19 protein-coding genes are annotated in these 19,216 nt (G+C 63.1%); 4 read left to right on the top strand and 15 right to left on the bottom strand.

Translation table 11 applies throughout. From position 1 onward, the window contains the following. The first annotated feature begins 46 nt into the window (after positions 1-46). Positions 47-1,123, top strand: a complete 1,077-nt coding sequence (locus RI103_RS24495; RefSeq protein WP_310818208.1) for a porin — start codon at positions 47-49, stop codon at positions 1,121-1,123. 112 nt (positions 1,124-1,235) lie between these two features. Here the strand turns inward: RI103_RS24495 and rhaS are convergent, their stop codons facing one another. The 6 genes from rhaS to rhaM all read right to left on the bottom strand — a co-directional run bounded on the left by rhaS (position 1,236) and on the right by rhaM (position 7,231). Continuing rightward, on the bottom strand, positions 1,236-2,243 hold the full coding sequence (gene rhaS, locus RI103_RS24490) for a rhamnose ABC transporter substrate-binding protein (RefSeq protein WP_310818206.1): 1,008 nt from the start codon (positions 2,241-2,243) through the stop codon (positions 1,236-1,238). 93 nt (positions 2,244-2,336) lie between these two features. Then, positions 2,337-3,353 carry an ABC transporter permease gene (locus tag RI103_RS24485; protein WP_310818205.1) on the bottom strand — a complete coding sequence of 339 codons (1,017 nt, stop codon included), beginning with the start codon at positions 3,351-3,353 and terminating at the stop codon, positions 2,337-2,339. Further along, positions 3,346-4,404 (bottom strand): ABC transporter permease, encoded by a 1,059-nt coding sequence (locus RI103_RS24480; RefSeq protein ID WP_310818204.1) that lies wholly within the window; start codon positions 4,402-4,404, stop codon positions 3,346-3,348. The genes RI103_RS24485 and RI103_RS24480 overlap by 8 nt, the downstream gene beginning before the upstream one ends. Further along, positions 4,401-5,939, bottom strand: coding sequence for a sugar ABC transporter ATP-binding protein (locus RI103_RS24475; protein ID WP_310818202.1), 1,539 nt, complete (start codon positions 5,937-5,939; stop codon positions 4,401-4,403). Before RI103_RS24475 ends, RI103_RS24480 begins: the two co-directional genes overlap by 4 nt. A 17-nt stretch (positions 5,940-5,956) precedes the next feature. After that, positions 5,957-6,850 carry an amidohydrolase family protein gene (locus tag RI103_RS24470; protein WP_310818201.1) on the bottom strand — a complete coding sequence of 298 codons (894 nt, stop codon included), beginning with the start codon at positions 6,848-6,850 and terminating at the stop codon, positions 5,957-5,959. Positions 6,851-6,907: 57 nt separating this feature from the next. Continuing rightward, positions 6,908-7,231: an L-rhamnose mutarotase gene (gene rhaM / locus RI103_RS24465; protein WP_310818200.1), complete on the bottom strand. Its 324-nt coding sequence runs from the start codon at positions 7,229-7,231 to the stop codon at positions 6,908-6,910. 139 nt (positions 7,232-7,370) lie between these two features. Between rhaM and RI103_RS24460 the strand changes: the two genes are divergently transcribed. Further along, positions 7,371-8,372 (top strand): LysR family transcriptional regulator, encoded by a 1,002-nt coding sequence (locus tag RI103_RS24460; protein ID WP_310818199.1) that lies wholly within the window; start codon positions 7,371-7,373, stop codon positions 8,370-8,372. Positions 8,373-8,388: 16 nt separating this feature from the next. On the opposite strand, the gene RI103_RS24455 is transcribed toward RI103_RS24460, so the two are convergent. From RI103_RS24455 to RI103_RS24440, 4 genes are all read right to left on the bottom strand, one after another. Beyond that, on the bottom strand, positions 8,389-9,171 hold the full coding sequence (locus RI103_RS24455) for an SDR family NAD(P)-dependent oxidoreductase (protein WP_310818198.1): 783 nt from the start codon (positions 9,169-9,171) through the stop codon (positions 8,389-8,391). 72 nt (positions 9,172-9,243) lie between these two features. Continuing rightward, on the bottom strand, positions 9,244-10,422 hold the full coding sequence (gene rhmD, locus RI103_RS24450; RefSeq protein WP_310818197.1) for an L-rhamnonate dehydratase: 1,179 nt from the start codon (positions 10,420-10,422) through the stop codon (positions 9,244-9,246). Positions 10,423-10,458: 36 nt separating this feature from the next. Further along, positions 10,459-11,787 carry an MFS transporter gene (locus tag RI103_RS24445; RefSeq protein ID WP_310818196.1) on the bottom strand — a complete coding sequence of 443 codons (1,329 nt, stop codon included), beginning with the start codon at positions 11,785-11,787 and terminating at the stop codon, positions 10,459-10,461. A 96-nt stretch (positions 11,788-11,883) separates the two neighbouring features. Next, complete coding sequence (locus tag RI103_RS24440; protein WP_310818194.1) at positions 11,884-12,636, bottom strand: SDR family NAD(P)-dependent oxidoreductase; 753 nt, start codon at positions 12,634-12,636, stop codon at positions 11,884-11,886. 327 nt (positions 12,637-12,963) lie between these two features. Between RI103_RS24440 and RI103_RS24435 the strand changes: the two genes are divergently transcribed. Then, positions 12,964-13,173, top strand: a complete 210-nt coding sequence (locus tag RI103_RS24435; RefSeq protein WP_310818193.1) for a hypothetical protein — start codon at positions 12,964-12,966, stop codon at positions 13,171-13,173. Between the two features lie 129 nt (positions 13,174-13,302). After that, positions 13,303-14,001 carry an SDR family NAD(P)-dependent oxidoreductase gene (locus RI103_RS24430; protein ID WP_310818192.1) on the top strand — a complete coding sequence of 233 codons (699 nt, stop codon included), beginning with the start codon at positions 13,303-13,305 and terminating at the stop codon, positions 13,999-14,001. 19 nt (positions 14,002-14,020) lie between these two features. On the opposite strand, the gene lhpH is transcribed toward RI103_RS24430, so the two are convergent. The 5 genes from lhpH to RI103_RS24405 all read right to left on the bottom strand — a co-directional run bounded on the left by lhpH (position 14,021) and on the right by RI103_RS24405 (position 18,955). Further along, entirely contained in the window at positions 14,021-15,028 is a 1,008-nt protein-coding gene (gene lhpH, locus RI103_RS24425) for a trans-3-hydroxy-L-proline dehydratase (protein ID WP_310818191.1), read from the bottom strand. 33 nt (positions 15,029-15,061) lie between these two features. Then, positions 15,062-16,183, bottom strand: a complete 1,122-nt coding sequence (locus RI103_RS24420; RefSeq protein ID WP_310818190.1) for a branched-chain amino acid ABC transporter substrate-binding protein — start codon at positions 16,181-16,183, stop codon at positions 15,062-15,064. A gap of 125 nt (positions 16,184-16,308) precedes the next feature. After that, positions 16,309-17,019, bottom strand: coding sequence for a lysophospholipid acyltransferase family protein (locus RI103_RS24415; protein ID WP_310818558.1), 711 nt, complete (start codon positions 17,017-17,019; stop codon positions 16,309-16,311). Between the two features lie 250 nt (positions 17,020-17,269). Continuing rightward, the gene (locus tag RI103_RS24410) at positions 17,270-17,641 is read right to left on the bottom strand and encodes a lysozyme inhibitor LprI family protein (protein ID WP_310818557.1); all 372 of its coding nucleotides are present in this window, start codon (positions 17,639-17,641) and stop codon (positions 17,270-17,272) included. A 66-nt stretch (positions 17,642-17,707) separates the two neighbouring features. Next, complete coding sequence (locus RI103_RS24405) at positions 17,708-18,955, bottom strand: MFS transporter (RefSeq protein ID WP_310818189.1); 1,248 nt, start codon at positions 18,953-18,955, stop codon at positions 17,708-17,710. Positions 18,956-19,216 lie beyond the last annotated feature (261 nt).

The following is a 19,216-nucleotide window of genomic DNA, read 5'->3' as shown; positions in this document are numbered from 1 at the left end:
ACTGAATCCAGACTGAAGCAATGAACACAACCAGAGGAGACTATTGATGAAGTGGAGCATGAAGAAAGCGACCGTCGGCGTCACTTGCGCCGGGCTCGCCGGCTTTGCAGTGGGCGCGCATGCGCAGTCGAGCGTGACCTTGTACGGCATCGTCGACGCGGGCGTCGAATACGTGAACCATGCAAGCAAGGACGGCGGCGCCACGCGCCTCGTCTCGGGCGGCAAGAACACGTCGCGCTGGGGATTGCGCGGCGTCGAGGATCTCGGCGGCGGACTGAAGGCGGTGTTCCAGTTGGAAAGCGGCATCAACATCGCCAACGGCCAGTTCGACGACGGCCCCGGCGCGATCTTCGACCGCCGCGCGACCATCGGCCTGAAAAACCGTTTCGGGCAAATCACGCTCGGCCGCAATTTCACGACCACCTACGACTACATGCTGCCGTTCGACCCGATGGGTTACGCGCCGAACTACTCGTGGGCGACGTCATCCACGGCGACGGGCGGTCGTAAAGACGGTCTGTTTTCGCGCTCGGCCAACGCCGTGCGTTACGACGGCACCTTCTCCGGCTTCAAGTTCGGCGCGATGTACGGCTTCGGCAATGTGCCCGGCAGCATGAAGTCGAGTTCGAAGTACGACTTCGGTCTCGGCTACGAGAACGGCCCGTTCGCCCTGGTCGCGACCTTCGACCGGCAGAACGGCGCGAACGACAGCGTCACGCCCGCCGACACCACCAACTACATTCAAGGCATTCACGCGGGCTTGAGCTACGACTTCGGCGCCGTGAAGGCGATGGCCGGCTACCGGAACTATCGGCGCACGTTCCACACCAGCGCGCCGACGCTGCGCAGCGACATGTACTGGCTCGGCGGTCAATACGACGTGACGCCGTTCATCTCGCTGCTCGCCGCGGTCTACCATCAGGACATCAAGGACGCGAGCGACGCCGATCCGACGTTGTTCTCGCTGCGCGCGCAGTATGCGCTGTCCAAACGCACGGTGCTGTATATGGCGGGCGGTTATGCAATGGCCAAGCACGGCAATGCGGTGAGTCTGTCGCGCGACCTGATCGGCGCGGCGGATACGCAAGCGGGCGTCACGGCGGGTATTCAGCATCGGTTCTGATTAAGCCCGGCAGGCGTGATGCTTCAAACGACACGAGGCGCGCGGGCTGATCATTGCCCGCGCGCCTCGTAGAACGCCTCGCCGCGCAATGTCGCGCGGCGAGCGTCGCTGCTCAGAAGTTGAAGTTATCGATATTGCTCGAATCGAACGTAGTCGGCGGTCCGAGAATGATTTCGCCTTGCGGTCCGACGGTGCGTTTGCCGAGCTTGCCGGCGTCGAACGACTCGCCTTCCTTACCGCTGATCGTGCCCGACGACAGCGCCGCCGCGGCATATGCGGCCAGGTAGCCGAGTTGACCCGGATCCCACAACTGGAACGCCTTCACGGTGCCGTTCTTCACGAACGCGCGCATCTGGTTCGGCGTGCCGAGACCGGTCACCGCCACCTTGCCCTTGCTCGACGAGGTCGAGATATAACGCGCGGCGGCGGCAATGCCGACCGTGGTCGGCGCGACAATCGCCTTCAGGTTCGGATACGCCTGCAACAGACCCTGGGTTTCGACGAACGACTTCTGGTCGTCGTCGTTACCGTAGGCGATTTTCACGAGCTTGATCTTCGCGTACTCCGGTTTCTTCAACTCCTCCTGCATCCATTTGATCCACGTGTTCTGATTGGTCGCGTTGGGCGTGGCCGACAGCACCGCGAACTCGCCCTCGCCGCCCATCAGCTTGGACACCAGTTGAATCTGGCCACGGCCAATGCCTTCCGCGTTCGCCTGGTTGACGAACAATTGCCGGCCCTCGGGCGCCGTGTCCGAGTCGAAGGTCACGACCTTGATGCCTTGCGACATCGCTTTCTTCAGATACGGCACCACCGCATTGGCGTCGTTAGCGGCGATCACGATCGCGTCCTGTCGCTGCGTAATCAGCGTGTTGATGTACTGCACTTGCGACGACGCACCCGCGTCCGACGGTCCCACCGCCTTGCCCACGCCGCCGAATTCCTTGATCGCGGCCATGCCGCCGTCGTCGGCGATCACTTCATAGGGGTTGTTGATCTGCTTCGGCACGAATGCGATTTTCAGACCGCTTTTCAGGCCCGCGGCGGACGCGGCGCAACTGATCGCGATCAACGCGACGCAGAGCGCCGCGGTGCCGGTGTGACGTAGAGGTTTGAACATAGAGTGTCTCCTGCCTTGTTGTTGGACGTGGTGTTGTCCGGGTTATCGGTTGTTGGACTTTCTCTTCGAGAGACGCAAGCCTTGCTAAAAACGTTAGACAGAAGAAGCGGACTTCGCGATGAACCGCCGGTCGCGCGCGGCGCGCCAGCGGGCAACCAGATTCGGTATCAGCACCGATGCCAGCAGCAGCATGCCGGTGACGATGGTGAGCGTTTCGCTGGACACGTCGTCGAGCGTCAGCGCATTCTTCAGCACGCCGATGATCAGCAGCGACAGCAGCACGCCGATCATCGAACCGCGTCCGCCGAAAATACTCACGCCGCCGAACAGCACCGCCGCGATCACCGACAACTCGAAGCCTTCCCCGTTGTCGCCGCGCGCGCTGGTAAAACGCAGCGTATAGACGATGCCTGCCAGCGCGCTCATCGCGCCGGACAGCACGAACAGACGCAAGCGGATCTTCGCCACTTCGATGCCCGAGAACGCCGCGGCGGTCGGATTCGCGCCGATCGCATAGAGACTGCGGCCGAACGCCGTGGACTGCAACAGCACCGTGAACAGCACCGCGCCGACGATCACGATGGCAAACGGCAACGGTATGAAACTCCCGCCGAGCGTGTCCATGCCGAACGCCGTATAAGCGGGTGGGAAATCCGCCACCGCCTGGTCGCCGAGCAGCACATAGGCGAGGCCGCGAAACAGCGCCAGCGTGCCGATCGTGACCGCGAGCGAAGGCAGATTGAGCTTGACGATCACGAGGCCGTTCAGCAAGCCGGCCAACGCGCCGGCAACCAGCACCAGCACGATCACGACGGGCATCGGCAAGCCCATGTGCCACAGCACGCCCATCAATGCGCTGGATGCGCCCAGCACCGAGGCCACCGACAGATCGATTTCGGCAGCAACGATGATCAGCGTCATCGGCAGCGCCATCAAGGCGATCTCGGTCAGATCGGCGAGCACGTTGCTCAAATTCGCGCCGGTGAGGAACACGGGCGACAGCAGGCGTCCGAGCGCGAGCGAGAGAATCAGCACGATCACCAGCAACACTTCCCATTGCAGCGGCGTTTCGCGTTTGCGCGTGAGCAGCGCGGAATCGGGTTTAGCCATGGTCGCGTTTCCTCATCATGCGTTTCGCAACGGAGCGGGCCAGCAAGGTATCGGCGGTAATCGCGGCGACGATCAGCGCGCCCTCAATGGCCTGCTCCCAGAACGGCGACACGTGCAGCACCACCAGCGCGATGCTGATCACGCCGAGCACGAGCGCGCCGAGCGTGGCGCCGAGAATCGTGCCGACGCCGCCGGTGATCGCGACGCTGCCCACCACGGCGGCGGCCACCACCTGCAATTCGATGCCCTTGGCGGTGCTGGCATCCACGGTGCCGAAGCGGGCCAGCCACAACGCGCCCGCAAAACCGGCAATCGCGCCGGACAACAGGAAGCCCGCCATCACGCGACGCTCGACATTGACGCCTGCCAGACGCGCCGCCTCGGGATTCGAGCCGATCGCGTAGTGTTCGCGGCCGCCGCGAAACTGCTTCAGATAGATGGCGAGGCCGATCAGCACGACGATCGCGATCAACGCGAGCGTGGGGATGCCCAGGAACGTGCCGGTGGCGAGACGCGAAAACGCGTCGGGCAAGCTGGTGGCGTTGATCTGTCCGCCGTGCACCCACGCGTAGTCCGCGCCGCGAAAAATGTACAGAGTGGACAGCGTTGCGACAAGCGACGGCACGCGGCCCACCGCGACGAGCAGCGCGTTGATGGTGCCCGCTACAAGACCGATGCCGAGCCCCGCCGCCAACGCCACGATCACCGGCATATGCGGAAACGCGACATATAGACTGCCAACCGCATACGCGCTGACGCCGACCGTCGATCCGACCGACAGATCGATATGCCGCATGAGGATCACCACGGTCATGCCGGCCGTCAGCAAGCTGATAATCGACACGTTCAGCAGCACGTCGCGCAGATTCTGCAGATTCAGGAACTGCGGCTTCGCGAGCCCGGTGCCTACGATCAACAGGATCAGTACGACGAAGAGTGTCGTCTCGCGGCTCTTCGCCACGCTCGCGACCAGGCCGCCTGGCGAACTCGCCGCGCGCTTCGGAACCGGCGCCCGCACCGGCGCGGGATGAGTGGAAGAATGGCGCATCATGCGGCGTGTCCCAGCGGTGAAGTCGGTTGTCCCGGTTGGCCCAGCGCGGCGCCCATGATGCGTTCCTCGTCGGCGTCGGCGCGCGCTATATCGGCGCTGATACGCCCCTCGTGCATCACCAGCACGCGGTCGGCCATGCCGAGGACTTCCGGCAATTCGCTCGAGATCATCAGCACTGCCATGCCGTCGCGCACCAGTTCGGCGAGCGCGCTATACACCTCGGCCTTGGCGCCGACGTCGATGCCCCGCGTGGGTTCGTCGATGATCAGCACTTCCGGCCCGGTGGCCAGCCATTTGCCGAGCACGACCTTCTGCTGATTGCCGCCCGACAACGTGCCGACCGGCGCGTTGGGATCGCCCGCCTTCAGGCGCAGACGCGTGCCCCACTGATTGGCGAGCTGCGTCTCGCTGCGCGTCGAGATGAGGCCGTGTTTGACGAGCCGTCCGAGCACCGTCATCGAGGCATTGCGCGCGATGCTCAATTCCAGCGCGAGCCCCTGCTGCCGGCGATCCTCCGGCACCAGCGCCAGTCCGGCGCGTACCGCGGCGGCGGGCCGGCCTGCCGCCAGACGTTCGCCGGCAATCCAGATCTCGCCCGAATCGAGCGGATCGATGCCGAAGATCGCCCGCGCGACTTCGCTGCGCCCCGCGCCGACCAGTCCGGCCAGCGCCACGATCTCGCCGGCGCGCACGTCGAAGGAAATGTCCTTGAATACGCCCAGCCGCGTGAGGCCGCGCACCGACAGCCGCACTTCGCCGGGCGGCCGCTCGGCCTTGGGATAGAACGTTTCCAGATCGCGGCCGACCATCCTGGCAACGATGGACTCGGTGTTCAGATCGGCGGTCAAACCGTCGAAGACTTTCGCGCCGTCGCGCATGATCGTGACGCGTTGTGTCAGCGTGAATACTTCGTCGAGCCTGTGCGTGATGAAGAGAATCGCCACGTCACGCTCGCGCAGTTTGCGCACGATGGCAAAGAGCCGCTCCACTTCCGGCAGCGACAACGCCGCGGTGGGCTCGTCCATGATCAGCACATTGGCGTTCAGCGACAACGCCTTGGCAATTTCGATCACCTGCTGATCGGCAATCGACAAACCGCGCACCAGCTGATCGGCGCGCAGATCGACGCCGAGCGACGCCAGCAAGCCGTCCACCTCGCGACGCATCGCGTCGTACTGAATCCGGCCGATGCGGTCGACCGGCTGCCGTCCCATGAAAATGTTCTCCGCGATCGACAGATCGAAGAACAGCGTCGGCTCCTGATAGATGACCGCGAGCCCGGCGTCGCGCGCCTCGGCGGGTGTCGCAAAGCGGCGCGCCGCGCCGTCCACCAGCAACTCGCCGGTATCCGGCTGGTGTACGCCCGCGAGAATCTTCACGAGCGTCGATTTGCCCGCGCCGTTTTCGCCGAGCAAGGCATGCACTTCGCCCGGCCAGAGCGCAAGGTCGCCGTCCGATAGCGCGCGAACCCGCCCGAACGATTTACTTGCATGCCGCAATTCGAGCCTCGGCACAGCGGATGTGGGTTGCTGCACTGCGTGTCTCCTTCTTTTCAGATGCGATAGCAACGTTCCGCATTCCCGCAAAACAGCGCTTGTTTTTCGGCGACGCTCGCGCCCTCGACAATCGCCGCATACGCATGCCACAAATCCGCGTACGAGCCGAATAGCCGGTCGACGGGAAAGTTCGAGGCGAACATCGCGCGCTCGACGCCGAACGTATCGATCGTTTCGAGCACGTAAGGCCGCAGGCTTTCCACAGTCCACTGGTGATCGAACATCGCGAGTCCGCTGATCTTCACGGCGACATTCGGACAGCCCGCGAGCAAACGCATGCCGTCGCGCCATGCGCGATAGCCGGCCACGCTATTGCGATCGACAAACATGCCCGCGTGGTTGACCACAAACTGCGTGTCACCATGTTCACGCGCCAACGCTGCCGCCTCTTCCATCTGCGACGGATACAGTTGCAGATCGAACGACATGTCGTAACGGCGCAGCAACGCGAAGTGCTCGCGCCATGACGGCTCGCGCATGAAATGACGGCCAACGTAATCGAACAGCCTGTTCTCGTGCACGTTCAGAATCTGCCGGATGCCACGCGTATTGGCGAACGACGCATGCGCTTCGAGCAGAGCCGGTGCGTTCGGCGCGGACAAATCCACCGCCGCGACGATCGCGCTCGGCATGCCGCGCGATTCCTCGCGATCCGCAATGGATTGCAGCCAGCGTGTTTCTTCGACCGGATCGGCGGGATCGTGATTCGCTTCGACGTGCACGAGTTTCAGCACCTCGATATCGCCCGCTTCGTTCAACAGATCGTCGAGCAGGTAATCGTGCTTGAGATCACGCGCGTCGCCCACGAACGACACGCCCGGGTTTTGCAGCCACGGATAGCGATGCGTTTTCAGATCCCACAAATGGATATGCGAATCGACCACCTGCATGCGACGCCCTCCGTCCGGTGAAGATCGTTTCGAGGTTTAAGGTCCAGTCGGATCGAATCAACTCAGCGAGTTCAAATGAAAGACCGGTTCGAGCGCCTGCTGCAGCGGCGTGTGATCCGGGGCCGTCCGCATGATGTCGGCCATGTAATCCCACCATTTGCGCATGACGTCGAGTTGCGGCAGTTCGTCCATGGTGTGATGGCTGTTTCGCGTCAGCACGGCGAAGAGGTGATGCGAGTCCGGATCGAAGAAAATCCGATAGTCGCGCACACCGGCGTTGTGCAATGCATCAACCAGCTCAGGCCAGATTTGCGCGTGACGTCGTTCGTATTCTTCGCGCATGCCGGGGTTGAGCACCATCCGGAAAGCGATTGTTTCCATTGCGGCCTGTCTCCCGTCGTATCCGGGCGCTTTCCCAGCGAAGCGTGGGAGCGTCTGGAACGACTATAATTCCTGCGTCGATAGCATCTCAATCCGAAGTTGGGATTGGGCGATCCACAAACCGAATCGCACCCGCCCCATGAGCCAACCCTCTGCAACTGTCGCACTCGTCAACCGGCTCAAGTTCAAACACCTCGCACTGCTCGTCGCGCTCGACGACGCGCGCAATCTCCATCAGGCCGCCGAGGCCGTCAACGTGGCCCAGCCGAGCGCGAGCCGCATGCTCGGCGATATCGAAGAAGCGTTCGGCTTTCTGCTGTTCGAGCGCAACGCGCGCGGCATGACGCCCACCCCGCTCGGTGTGGTCACGCTGGCTTACGCGCGGCGCGCGCTGGCCGAGCTGACCCGTTTCGCCGAAGACCTCGAAGTCAAACGCCGCGGCGGTCACGGGCAGCTGACCGTCGGCGCGATCATGGGCGCCGCGCCCGATCTGCTGGCCATGGCGGTCGCCGCGCTGAAAACCGAAAGCCCGCTCCTGAACGTGCGCATTCTCGGCGAAACCAGCGACCAGGTCGTGCAATTGCTGCATCGCCGCGAAGTCGATCTGGCGCTCGGGCGATTGACCAGTCCGGTGCAACACAACGATTTCAGTTTCGAGCCGCTCGCGCGCGAGACCCTGTTGCTGGTGGTGCGGTCGGTGCATCCGCTCGCGCAGCGCGCGCGCCTTACCTTGCCTGAACTGATCGACTGGCCGTGGGTGGCGCAACCCGTCACCAGTCCGGCGCGCGTACTGTTCGAAGAGGAACTCGCGCGTGCGGGACTCGCGACGCCAGTGAACCTGACCGAATGCGCGTCGATCTTCGCTACGCTGCAATTGCTCGAGAATTACGATGCGGTGGCGATGCTGCCCGAGTCGGTGGTGCGGGATCATTTGCGCGGCAAGCTGCTCGTCGCACTGCCGCTCGAAATCGGCAAGAGCCTTGCCGGCTTCGGCATTCTCACGCGCAAGGAAGAACCGCTCGCCGAACCGGCGCTGCGCTTCATCGATCTGTTGCGCGGGTTCTCGCGCAAGCTCGCGCGCGACGACACCGCCGCGGCCGCTCCCGACTCCGTGATCGTGTCTTCGGCTCCGGTGAACTGAGATCGGCATCGCCGCGTTACTGCAGGTTGACGAAGAGACCGCCGTCCACCAGCAACGCCGCGCCCGTCACATAGCGCGCGCGGTCGGAAGCGAGGAACGTCACGCAATCGGCGACATCTTCCGGGCGGCCCAGTCTGCCGAGCGGAATGCGCTTTTCGAAGTAGGCTTTCTTGGCTTCGTCGGCGAGGTCTTCCGCATTCAGATCGGTTGCGATGGTGCCCGGCATCACCGAATTGCAGCGAATGCCGTACGGTCCCAAAGCCACCGCGCAGGATTGCATGAGCGAATGCACGCCCGCCTTGGTCGGCGTGTAATGCGTTTGCATGCCGCCGCCCACCAGCGCACTGATCGAACTCGTCGCCACGATCGCGCCGCCCGTGCCCTGCTCCTTCATTTGTTGCGCGGCGGCTTGCGTGACGTAGAACGCACCATTCAGATTGACGGCCACCGTCGACTCCAGCACTTCCGGCGGCATGTCGAGAAACGCGTGGAATGGACAGATGCCGGCGTTGCTGGCGAGCACGTCGACTTTGCCGAAGGCTTCGACCGTATGGCGCACCAGTTCCTGACCGGTTTCGCGCGCGGCGACGTTGCCCTCGATCGCAATCACGCGCCGCCCCAGCGCCTCGATTTCGCCGACCACTTCCGCGACGGCGGAACGGCGTCCATACGATGCGTCGTTATCGCCCCAGTAGTTGATCGCCACGTCCGCGCCTTCGGTTGCGCAAGCAACCGCTATGGCGCGGCCGATGCCGCGCGAGCCGCCGGTGACGATCACGACCTTGTCCTTGAGCAGCACGTCATTCTCCTTTTATGGTTCGACTTTGCGCCGGGTTACGCGCCGCGAGCGCCTCGACGTCACAGCACGCTATCAGCGCGGATAAGGCCGCACCAATGCGCATTCCGGATTCAGCCTCACGCCGAAACCCGGCGCGTCCGGCACCTTCATGCGTCCATTCACCGGCACCGGCTCGTCGAGCAGCAGCGGCGTGAACATCGGCACGACCTCGTCGGCCTTGGGCGCCATCATCAGAAACTCGGCGAACGGCGAGTTGTGCCGCGTGACTACAAAGTGATAGCTATACACCGATGAACCGTGCGGCACCACCATCACATTGTGCGCATCGGCGAGCGCGGAGATCTTGATCAATTCGGTGATGCCGCCGCACCAGCCGACATCCGGCTGAATCAGATCGCAGCATTGCATCTCCAGCAGCATGCGAAAGCCCCAGCGCGTCGCTTCGTGTTCCCCAGTGGACACCATCATGCCGCGTGGCACGTTGCGGCGCAGTTCGGCGTAACCCCAGTAGTCGTCGGGCGGCAGGCATTCTTCGAGCCATTTCAGGCCGTATTCGTGCGCCGCTTGCGCAAGCCGCGTCGCATACGGCACGTCGAGGCTCATCCAGCAGTCGTACATCAGCCAGAAGTCGTCGCCGACGCGGCTGCGCATGTCGGCGAGCTTCTCCAGATTCTGCTTGAGGCCCGCTTCGCCTTCGGCCGGACCATGCTGCAACGGCAGCTTGCCGCCAATGAACCCCATCTCCTTCGCCAGATCAGGCCGCGCACCGGTTGCATAGAACACGAGCTCGTCGCGCACGGGACCGCCCAATAGCTGGTACACCGGCTCCTTGCGGACCTTCGCGAGCAGATCCCACAACGCGAGATCGACGCCCGAGATCGTATTCAGCACCACGCCTTTGCGGCCGTAGTACAAGGTCGAGAAGTACATCTGATCCCACATCTTCTCGATGTCTGTCACGAGTTGGCCTTCGAGAAAACGCGCGAGATGTTTCTCGACGATGAACGCACCGATCTCGCCGCCCGTCGTGACCGCGAAACCGACGGTGCCGTCGTTCGCTTCGATCTCCACCACCAGCGTGCCGAGCACGTTGATCCCGAACGACTGGCGGCTCTGGCGATACTCCGGATAACGCGCCATCGGCGTGGAAATGTGATCGTCGATCCAGTGTCCGCCGGGCTGGTCGTGATAATCCGCACCGCCGCCGCGGACGATGAAGGCACGCACGTGCCGGATGGTAGGCATGGCCATGAATGGGGCTCCGTTATGAGTGCGTCGAGCGAGCGCCTAGCGGGCGCGAGGCAGTAAGGTTTCGAAAGTCGCGCCCGGCTGGGCGGGATCGCGGCGCAATAGCGTGCCGATCATGAGCGCGGCGAGCAGACTCGACACGCCCAGCACGACCAGTCCCGCCGAGGTCGACGAAAACGCGCGTTCCGCCGCGGTGCGCAAGCTCGGCGCAATGAAGCCACCGAGTCCGCCGAGCGAATTGATCAATGCGATGCCGCCGGCCGCGGCGGCGCCTGTGAGATAACGCGTGGGGAAGGTCCAGAAGAGCGGCTGCGCCGCGATGAAACCGCTCGCCGCACAACACAGCGCGAGCAAGCCGAGCAGCGGGCTATGCACGAGTCCCGACACGCCAATGCCGAGTCCCGCGACGATCAGCAACGCCACCGCCCAACGCCGATGCTCGCCCGTGCGATCCGCGCGGCGCGGCACGTACCAGGTCACGGCCAGCGCGCACAGCCACGGCAGCGCGGCGACCAAACCCACGCGCAAACCGACCGTCGTGCCGAGGAAAGCCGCCACCTGTTGCGGCAGATAGAAGATCACGCCGTATACGCTCATCTGGATCAGCAGATAGATCGCGGACAGCAGCAACACACGGCGATCCACCAGCGCCGCGAGAATGCGATGCGGGCCGTGGGCGGACGCAAGCAGTGCGTCGTCGTCGAGAGCCGCGCGCAAGCTGGCGCGCTCTTGCGGTTCGAGCCAACTCGCGTCTTCGGGACGGTTGTCGAGATACCAGAAAGCCCACACGCCCACCGCCGATGCCAGCACGCCTTCCACCAGAAAGAGCCATTGCCAGCCTGTCAGGCCCAGCACGCCGTGCAATTCGAGCAGCGACCCCGACAATGGGCTGCCGAAAATAAACGCCAGCGGCGCACCGAAATAAAACACGCCGACCGCCCGCGCTCGGGACGATTGCGGAAACCAATGCGTGAGGTAATAGATCACGCCGGGAAAGAACCCCGCCTCGGCGACGCCGAGCAAAAACCGCAGCGTGTAGAAAGCAGTGGGCGTATGCGCAAGGCACATCGCCGCCGACACGAGCCCCCACGTCACCATGATCCGGCACATCCAGGCACGCGCACCGACCCGATGCAACAGCAGATTGCTAGGGACTTCGAACAATGCATAGCCGATGAAAAACACGCCCGCACCGAAGGCAAACGCTGCATTCGACAAACCCGTGTCGTGCTGCAAGGCCTTCTGCGCGAAACCGATATTGGCGCGATCGAGAAACGCCAGCACGTACATCAGCAGCAGAAACGGCAGTAGCCGGCGCATCACCTTGCTGTTGATCGCCTCCAGTGAAACGGGCGCATGCGGATCCATACCATCTCCTTCGCAGAGCACGCGCGGACGGCGGCTCTACGTCTTTTTGTCTGGTGTACCGCCACTGAGCTAACGCCAGTGTGATTCCGCGGCGGCTCAGTACGTTGCGCGACCGCCGGACAGGTCGAATACCGAGCCCGTACTGAACGCGCAGTCTTCGGACGAGAGCCACAGAATCAGCGATGCCGCTTCCTCGGGCAACAGGAAACGATTCATGGGAATCTTCGAGAGCATGTAGTCGATGTGCTGCTGCGACATCGAATCGAAAATTTCGGTTTTGGCCGCGGCTGGCGTGACGGCATTGACGAGAATGTTCTTCGTCGCGAGTTCTTTACCGAGCGATTTGGTCAGGCCGATGAGCCCCGCCTTCGAGGCGCTGTAGTGCGAAGCATTCGGGTTGCCTTCCTTGCCGGCCACCGACGCGATATTGACGATCCGGCCATAGCCCTGCTTGAGCATCTGCGGCACGACTGCGCGGCAAGTGAGATACGGGCCGATCAGGTTCACGTCGATCACGCGGCGCCAGACGTCGGGCTCCAGTTCCCACGTGGTGCCGTTGCCGCCGGTAATGCCGGCGCAGTTGATCAGCACGTCGATCGCGCCGTGATCGGCGACGGTTTGCGCCACGGCCTGGGCGACGACGGCCTCTTGCGTGAGTTCGACGGTGACTGCCGTGACTTTGCCCAGTTCGCTGAGCTCGCGCTGGCTGCGCGCGAGGCGTTCGGCGTCCACGTCCCATAGCGCGACCGAGGCGCCCGAGTTCAGCGCCCGTTGCGCCACCGCGTAGCCGATGCCACGCGCGCCGCCGGTAATGGCGACGACGCGCCCCTCCAGATCGATTCGATTCATCGCTGTGCTCCTGTGACAGGCCTGAGCGGCATGCCTCGTGTTGTTGTATGTCAGCTGGTGTACGGTCAGTGCTTTTTTGTGCTGACGCTTCAGCCAATATACGAGCGGTGCGATGCGCCAACAATTCGACTATTGGAGGGGTCGATAACAAAAGTGAATCGATGGGGCGGCCCGACGACCCAATCCAACCCTCTTTCGATTTATTTTTTTTGCACTTGCACAAGCGCTCCACCGCGCCGGATACTGGTTCGGCCCGCTCAGTCTTCGCCGGCTCCGCGCGGGCTTCTTTTGAGCGATGAGCGATGGATGCGAACGTCAGGAGGCGCCATGGAAGTCTGCGACGGATGCTCCGACATCGACGGCCGGCCCGTCGATGTGCAACGGCAGGAAAACCTCACGCTGATCGGTGTCGCGGAGTGCAACGGCACGCTCGTCCTCGAGCACTATCGCTGCGACAAATGCCGGGCCGTTATCGCCAGACAATTCACGGGCGACTCCAATGAACGGATCTGGAGCGTAATCGAAGCTGCTCATTGAGCACGCGATGACCACGCGACGCCATCATCCGGTTACCTCAGTCCAGTTCGCGGCAAACGCCTACAATCAGCGAGGCATGACGCGGCATCGACGCGCCGCGGCACTTCCCCTGTTGATTCCGGAGGAACCATGAGTCGCACTGAGACTGCATTGATTGTGGGCGCGGGCAAGGGCTTGAGCGCCTCCCTCGCACGCCTGTTCGCGACGGAGGGTATGCAGGTCGCGCTCGCGGCGCGCGACACCAGCAAGCTGGCAGACCTGATCGGCGAAACGGGCGCCCTGCCCGTGAGTTGCGACGCCAGCCGGCCGGACGAGGTCACGGCACTCTTTGAGCGCGTGGAAAGTACATTCGGCGCCCCCGATCTGGTTGTCTACAACGCGAGCGGCCGCTATCGCGCGGCGCTCGAAGCGATCGAGCCACAAAAACTCGAAGACGCTTTTAAAGTAACCGCCTTCGGCGGCTTTCTCGTCGCCCAGGCCGCGGCTGTGCGCATGTTGGCTCGCGGCCATGGCACCATTCTCCTGACCGGCGCGACTGCCAGCGTGAAAGGACTGCCCGGGTCGACACCCTTCGCCATGGGCAAATTCGCGCTGCGAGGCATGGCCCAAAGCATGGCGCGAGAACTTGCGCCAAAGAATATTCACGTTGCGCATTTCGTGATCGACGGCGGCATTGCCAGCAGCGCGAGAGGTCCGGAAGACGGCGACGCGGACGACAAATGGCTGGACCCCGACGCCATTGCGAGGGAATACCTTCACATTCATCGTCAGCACCGCAGCGCGTGGACGTGGGAGGTCGAACTGCGGCCATGGGTTGAGCGGTTCTAGGCTTCGTCGCTCGTCTGATCTATCGAACCAGGAATCCGTAGGTGAGCGGGTCACGCTCGTCGACGATCCAGGTCGCGAAGCCGCAGACAAACGCATTGCCTTCGACTTCCGGAATGACGGCCTTGAAATCGCCCACCGTCGTTTCACTCAGGACGCGCCCTTTGAACACGGTGCCGATAATCGACTCGTTCGCCAGCGTGTCGTCCTTGCCCAGTTTCCCACGCAAATAAAGCTGCGCGACCCGGCCTCCGGTTCCGGAGCCGGTCGGTGAACGGTCCACCTCGCGATCGGCAAACACACAGCAGTTGGCTTGCGTCGAGCCCGCATGCCGCGGTGCGTTCGCAATGATGGTGCCGTAGATGTGGTTGATCTCGGGAATGTCGGGATGCTCGACAGGAAACGCCTTGTTCGCAGCCTGCTTGACTTCAGCACCAAAGCGGATAAGTTCTTCCACCGACGACTCCCGCACCGCGAGACCATGCGGCTCGCCGTCGGTGTAAAAGTAGAACGCGCCGCCGAACGCGATATCGCCCGTCACCGAACCGAACGACGGCGTCTCGACGGTCACGTCCTGCTTCCAGATAAACGACGGCACGTTGACGAAGCGAACGTTGCCGGCATGCTCGCCATCCCACTTCACGAATGCTTCGATGAACCCGCACGGCGCGTCGATGCCGACGCGCGTTTCGGGTATTTCACGCTGAACCCAACCCAGTTCGACCGCTGCCGTCGACAGCGCGATGACGCCATGGCCGCAATGGTCGCTGTAGCCTTCGTTGTGAAGGAAGATGATGCCGAAGTCGGCATTGGGGCTGACCGGCTCCGTCAGATACCCGCCGTACATATCCGCGTGCCCACGCGGTTCGAACATCAACGCCCGGCGGATCTCGTCGGCGTTTTCCTTCAGCCATGCGCGCCGCTTGACGATCGTGTCGCCAGGCAGACGCGGCAAGCCGCTGGTGACAATGCGGAATGCCTCGCCGCCGGTGTGAACTTCAACAGTCTGGATAGTGCGTGAAATTTTCATGTTTGCTTCATGAAGTGAATGGGTGGCTTGCCGTTACTCTCCGTAAGGGGCCGGCAAGCCGTTCTTGATGACGTACACGGTGGTCGGCGCGCCCTTCAGGTCGCCGAACTCGTCGAACGAATAGGTGCCCGCGACGCCCTTATAGTTTTCCTTCGCGAGTTGGGCGGTCAGCTTGGCCTTGTCCGTTGTCGTTGCGGCCTTCACCATCGCGTCGGCCAGCAGCTTCACACCGTCGTAATAGCTCACGGCGTAGACCTGCGTATCGATGTTGTAGGCCGCCTTGTACTTTTGCAGAAACTCGCGGCCGCCCGCTGTCTTCTCCAGCGCGATGCCACCCTGCGCGCAGTAGACGATCGATGCGGCGTCGCCCGCGACCTTGCCCATGTCGGCCGAGCAGATGCCGTCGCCACCGAGCAGCTTCGCCCGCAGTCCGCGCTGGCGCATCTGTTTGGCCATCGGCGCGCCTTGCGCCGCGTACCCGCCGAAGAAAATCACGTCGGGATTTTTGGCCTTGATGGTCGTCAGAATGCCGAGGAAGTCGGTCGCCGACGAGTTGGTGAACTCCTGGTCCACAATCTGAATGCCGTTCGCCTTGGCGACCTTCACGAACTGTTCGGCGACGCCCTGACCGTACGCCGTGCGGTCGTCGATCACGGCGGCGGTTTTGGCCTTCAACGTCTTCGCGGCGAACTGCCCCATCGTGCCGCCCAGTTGCTCATCGCTCGCGCCGATACGGAAGATGTTCTTGAAGCCCTGCTTGGTTAGCGCCGGGTTCGATGCAACCGGCAGCATCGGCACATTTCCGGCGTTGTAGACGCGCGAGGCGGGAATCGCCACGCCCGAGTTATATGGCCCGACGACAGCCACCACGCCGCTGTCGACCAGTTTCTGGGCAACCTGCACGCCAATCTTCGGGTCAGCCTGATCGTCTTGCGAGTCGAGCTTGAAGGTGACCTTCTGACCCGCGACGGTGACGCCCGCCTTGTTCAACTCGTCGATGGCCAACCGCGCCCCGTTCTCGTTGTCCTTGCCGTTCGGTGCCTGCGGGCCCGTGAGCGGCGCCGAATGACCGATGGTGACGACAACCTGGGCACTCGCGGACAGGGTGAAACCAGCGGCCATCAATGCGGCCGCAGTCATTGCAAGACATCGCATACCGGACTCCGATTGGACTTGGGGAGCAATCACCTTATGCTCAATTGGGTTCCAATTCAATCGACCGGTACGCCAGGCGCGGGTTGTCCCGATGATCGGTTCAGTCACATCTGGCCTTCAAATCGTCAAAGCCGCAGCAGTTCGTTCTTCATCCACTCGTGAACAGCGTGACTCAATTCCTGCTGTGTCATGTCCCGCGGAGACAGTGCCGGCCCGACCACCACGCGAATATGCCCGCGGCCGTCAGGCCAGCCTTTCGTCGGCCAGACCTTGCCCGCGTTCAACACGACGGGAACAGCCGGCACGCCGGTCGCGCACGCCAGCCGAACGCCGCCGGACGTCATTCGCAACGGCGCATCGTGCGCCACCCGGGTTCCCTCCGGGAAAATGACGACGACATCGCCCTTTGCCAGCCTCTCCGCGCTTTCCTTCGTCACGGCCTGGTGAGCCTGCCGCGCGGAGCCGCGGTTCAGGCTGACCATATCGAGGCCACGCAGCACCCAGCCGAAGAACGGGATGCGCAGAAGATCTTCCTTGAATACAAAGCTGATGCGGCGCGGAAAAAGCGCGAGAAATGCGAGCGTTTCCCAGGTCGATTCATGACGGCACAAGATGATCGCCGGACCGTCGGGAAGGTTGTCGAGCCCGTCTATCGAACATGAAACGCCGGGTAGCCAACGCATGACAAAAACCAGCGCCCGACACCACTGCTTTGCAAGCCAGTAACGTCCAGCCCGCCCGACAAAAGGAAACAGAAGCAGGATGATGATTGAATATAGCGTCCCGCTACCGAGCAGGTAGACGATAAAAAGCCATTTGGTGAAATTTGAGCGCATCGGGACCTGAATCGGATGGGAGGGCAGCGGAAGATTTTCATCGTAACCCGTTGAGACTGCGGGGTGCGGGATACGTTCGGTTGCGAGCCCGAGGCGGCGACGGCGGGCGGGAAGTGTCGCGACCAAAGCAGCCATTTGGTTGGGATGGACACGCCCTGTTCGCCGTCGATCGTGCCATTCCGATCCTGGAGTCAAGCTTCTGTACCGCGTCTGTACTAAACGCCTTGCTTCACGCAGCAGCGCCGCCAGCTCAAAACGGCCCACGGCTCGCGAGCCGGGCGTATTCGTCCTTGAGCGTCCCGATGCGTCGCCGGTATGCATCGAGCAGACACGGCTGTCTGGCGCCGCACGCTTTTCTCGACTTCAGCCACGCCTGCTGCTCGTCCTGCATGTCGCCGCGCGCGCCCATGGCAACCAGCCCGGTCAGCATCTGGTAGCGCACCGACATCTCGACGTCCATCTCGCTCAGTTGCCGGGATGCGCACACCGCCTTCTCGTCCGGCGACCGTGCCCGGCCGCAGTCGAAGCCGGCAGCGAACGCAGAAGCGGAGCCGAGCGTAATCATTGCCAACAGCGCCCATCGCCAGTGCCGCTTGGTGCCTTGAGCGCGTTGTCTATTCATCACGCTTTTGCGTTCCAGTTGAATTGCCGTGCGCACGGGCTGAACGGCTAGACCGATACCCGACAACTAATCCGTGCACACCGGGGAAGCCACCGCCTCGGCGACGACAGCCTTTTCGCCGCGGCCAAAGCTCGCCAGCGCGGCGAGCCCGAGCAACCCGAGGCCGCTGCCGAGCAGAAAATCGGCCGAAATACCAACATGGTCGACCACCAGTCCGCCTACCAGCGACCCCAGCGCAATCGCCACCTGAATGATGCTCACGAACAATGCCGAGCCGGCTTCGGGCGAGTCCGGCGTGGCGCGCTGAATCCAGATGCTGAGGCACAGCGGCAACGCGCCGAAGGCGATGCCCCACGCGAGCACCAGCGCCGCGACGCCAATCGTTGAATGCTGCAGCAACGGCAGCAACACCAGCGCGAACATCAACAGCGAAATCACCGCGCCGAGCGACATTTTCAGATTGCGCGTCACTGTCGACGAAACGGCGAAGTTCGAGATGAACCCGATCATGCCGAATCCAAGCAGCAGCCACGTGATGGTCGACATGTCCAGATCTGCGTTGTGCAGCAGGAACGGCGTGATGTACGTGTACGAGGAGAAATGCGCGCCGAAGGCGAGCGCCACCATCAGCAGGCTCCGCCGCGGATGCGGCCGACGCAGCAGCGCCGCCAGATCGCGCAGACGCAGCGCGGCGGTCGACGGCAAAGCCGGCACCAGGAGGAACTGTGCAACCAGCGCGACAGCGACCAGCACGCCGGTCGCCATGAACGACACGCGCCATGAGGCGAAGCTCGCGATGAACGTGCCGAGTGGCACGCCGATCACCGTGGCGCAGGTCACGCCGGTGAGGATCGTCGCCATGGCCCGCGCCGAATCCTTCGGCTTGACGAGCCGCCCGGAGGCCGCCGTGGCCAGCGTCCAGAAACCGCCCAGGGCGGCGCCGAGCAACGCGCGCCCGAGCAGCATGCAGAGAAAGTTCGGCGCAAAAGCGGAAATCAGATTCGACGCCAGCAGCAATGTCGTGAGTAAAAGAAAGACGCGCCGGCGATCCATGCGCCCCGCCACCAGCATCAGACCTGGCGCTGAAATGGCCGCAATGACGCCGGGGACGGTGACCATCAGGCCGGCCATGCCCGACGACACGCCCAGATCCGCGGCGACGCGCGGCAACAGTCCGACCGGCAAAAACTCGGTCGTCACAAAAGCGAAAGCGCCGATGGCGACAGCCACCACAGCCAACCATGAACGCAGGGACGACGAGGCGCCATCGTCCAGCGAGGCAGCGCTCGCGGGCAGATTGTCTTCGATCAACATAGTATTGTTTGCGAGTCTCTTAACAACGGATGGGATTGGAGCGGCCACACCGCACTGATCCATTCGCAGACCGCCCGGCACGATTGAAAAAGCAGGCCATATGGGCCTGCTTGCCGGAGGTGACGCGATTGCGGTCTGCAAAATCAGCGGGTGAAAACCCGAATGGACTACACCATAACATCGTATTAAATCCCTCGCTGACGCCTCCGGAAAATTGCAGCGGCGCGTGGGGTTATTGGTGCGGATGCCGCGCCTGCCTCT

The organism is Paraburkholderia sp. FT54 (assembly GCF_031585635.1).
In the GTDB taxonomy this organism is placed as follows: Bacteria; Pseudomonadota; Gammaproteobacteria; order Burkholderiales; family Burkholderiaceae; genus Paraburkholderia.
Note: the sequence above shows the minus strand (reverse complement) of the source record. Positions and strands in the feature narration are given on the sequence as shown.

Bases quoted from the DNA above. Each gene is read 5' to 3' on its own strand.
- RI103_RS24495 (WP_310818208.1), top strand. From the start codon at position 47: ATGAAGTGGAGCATGAAGAAAGCGACCGTCGGCGTCACTTGCGCCGGG.
- rhaS (WP_310818206.1), bottom strand. From the start codon at position 2,243: ATGTTCAAACCTCTACGTCACACCGGCACCGCGGCGCTCTGCGTCGCG.
- RI103_RS24485 (WP_310818205.1), bottom strand. From the start codon at position 3,353: ATGGCTAAACCCGATTCCGCGCTGCTCACGCGCAAACGCGAAACGCCG.
- RI103_RS24480 (WP_310818204.1), bottom strand. From the start codon at position 4,404: ATGATGCGCCATTCTTCCACTCATCCCGCGCCGGTGCGGGCGCCGGTT.
- RI103_RS24470 (WP_310818201.1), bottom strand. From the start codon at position 6,850: ATGCAGGTGGTCGATTCGCATATCCATTTGTGGGATCTGAAAACGCAT.
- rhaM (WP_310818200.1), bottom strand. From the start codon at position 7,231: ATGGAAACAATCGCTTTCCGGATGGTGCTCAACCCCGGCATGCGCGAA.
- RI103_RS24460 (WP_310818199.1), top strand. From the start codon at position 7,371: ATGAGCCAACCCTCTGCAACTGTCGCACTCGTCAACCGGCTCAAGTTC.
- rhmD (WP_310818197.1), bottom strand. From the start codon at position 10,422: ATGGCCATGCCTACCATCCGGCACGTGCGTGCCTTCATCGTCCGCGGC.
- RI103_RS24445 (WP_310818196.1), bottom strand. From the start codon at position 11,787: ATGGATCCGCATGCGCCCGTTTCACTGGAGGCGATCAACAGCAAGGTG.
- RI103_RS24440 (WP_310818194.1), bottom strand. From the start codon at position 12,636: ATGAATCGAATCGATCTGGAGGGGCGCGTCGTCGCCATTACCGGCGGC.
- RI103_RS24435 (WP_310818193.1), top strand. From the start codon at position 12,964: ATGGAAGTCTGCGACGGATGCTCCGACATCGACGGCCGGCCCGTCGAT.
- RI103_RS24430 (WP_310818192.1), top strand. From the start codon at position 13,303: ATGAGTCGCACTGAGACTGCATTGATTGTGGGCGCGGGCAAGGGCTTG.
- lhpH (WP_310818191.1), bottom strand. From the start codon at position 15,028: ATGAAAATTTCACGCACTATCCAGACTGTTGAAGTTCACACCGGCGGC.
- RI103_RS24420 (WP_310818190.1), bottom strand. From the start codon at position 16,183: ATGCGATGTCTTGCAATGACTGCGGCCGCATTGATGGCCGCTGGTTTC.
- RI103_RS24415 (WP_310818558.1), bottom strand. From the start codon at position 17,019: ATGCGCTCAAATTTCACCAAATGGCTTTTTATCGTCTACCTGCTCGGT.
- RI103_RS24410 (WP_310818557.1), bottom strand. From the start codon at position 17,641: ATGAATAGACAACGCGCTCAAGGCACCAAGCGGCACTGGCGATGGGCG.
- RI103_RS24405 (WP_310818189.1), bottom strand. From the start codon at position 18,955: ATGTTGATCGAAGACAATCTGCCCGCGAGCGCTGCCTCGCTGGACGAT.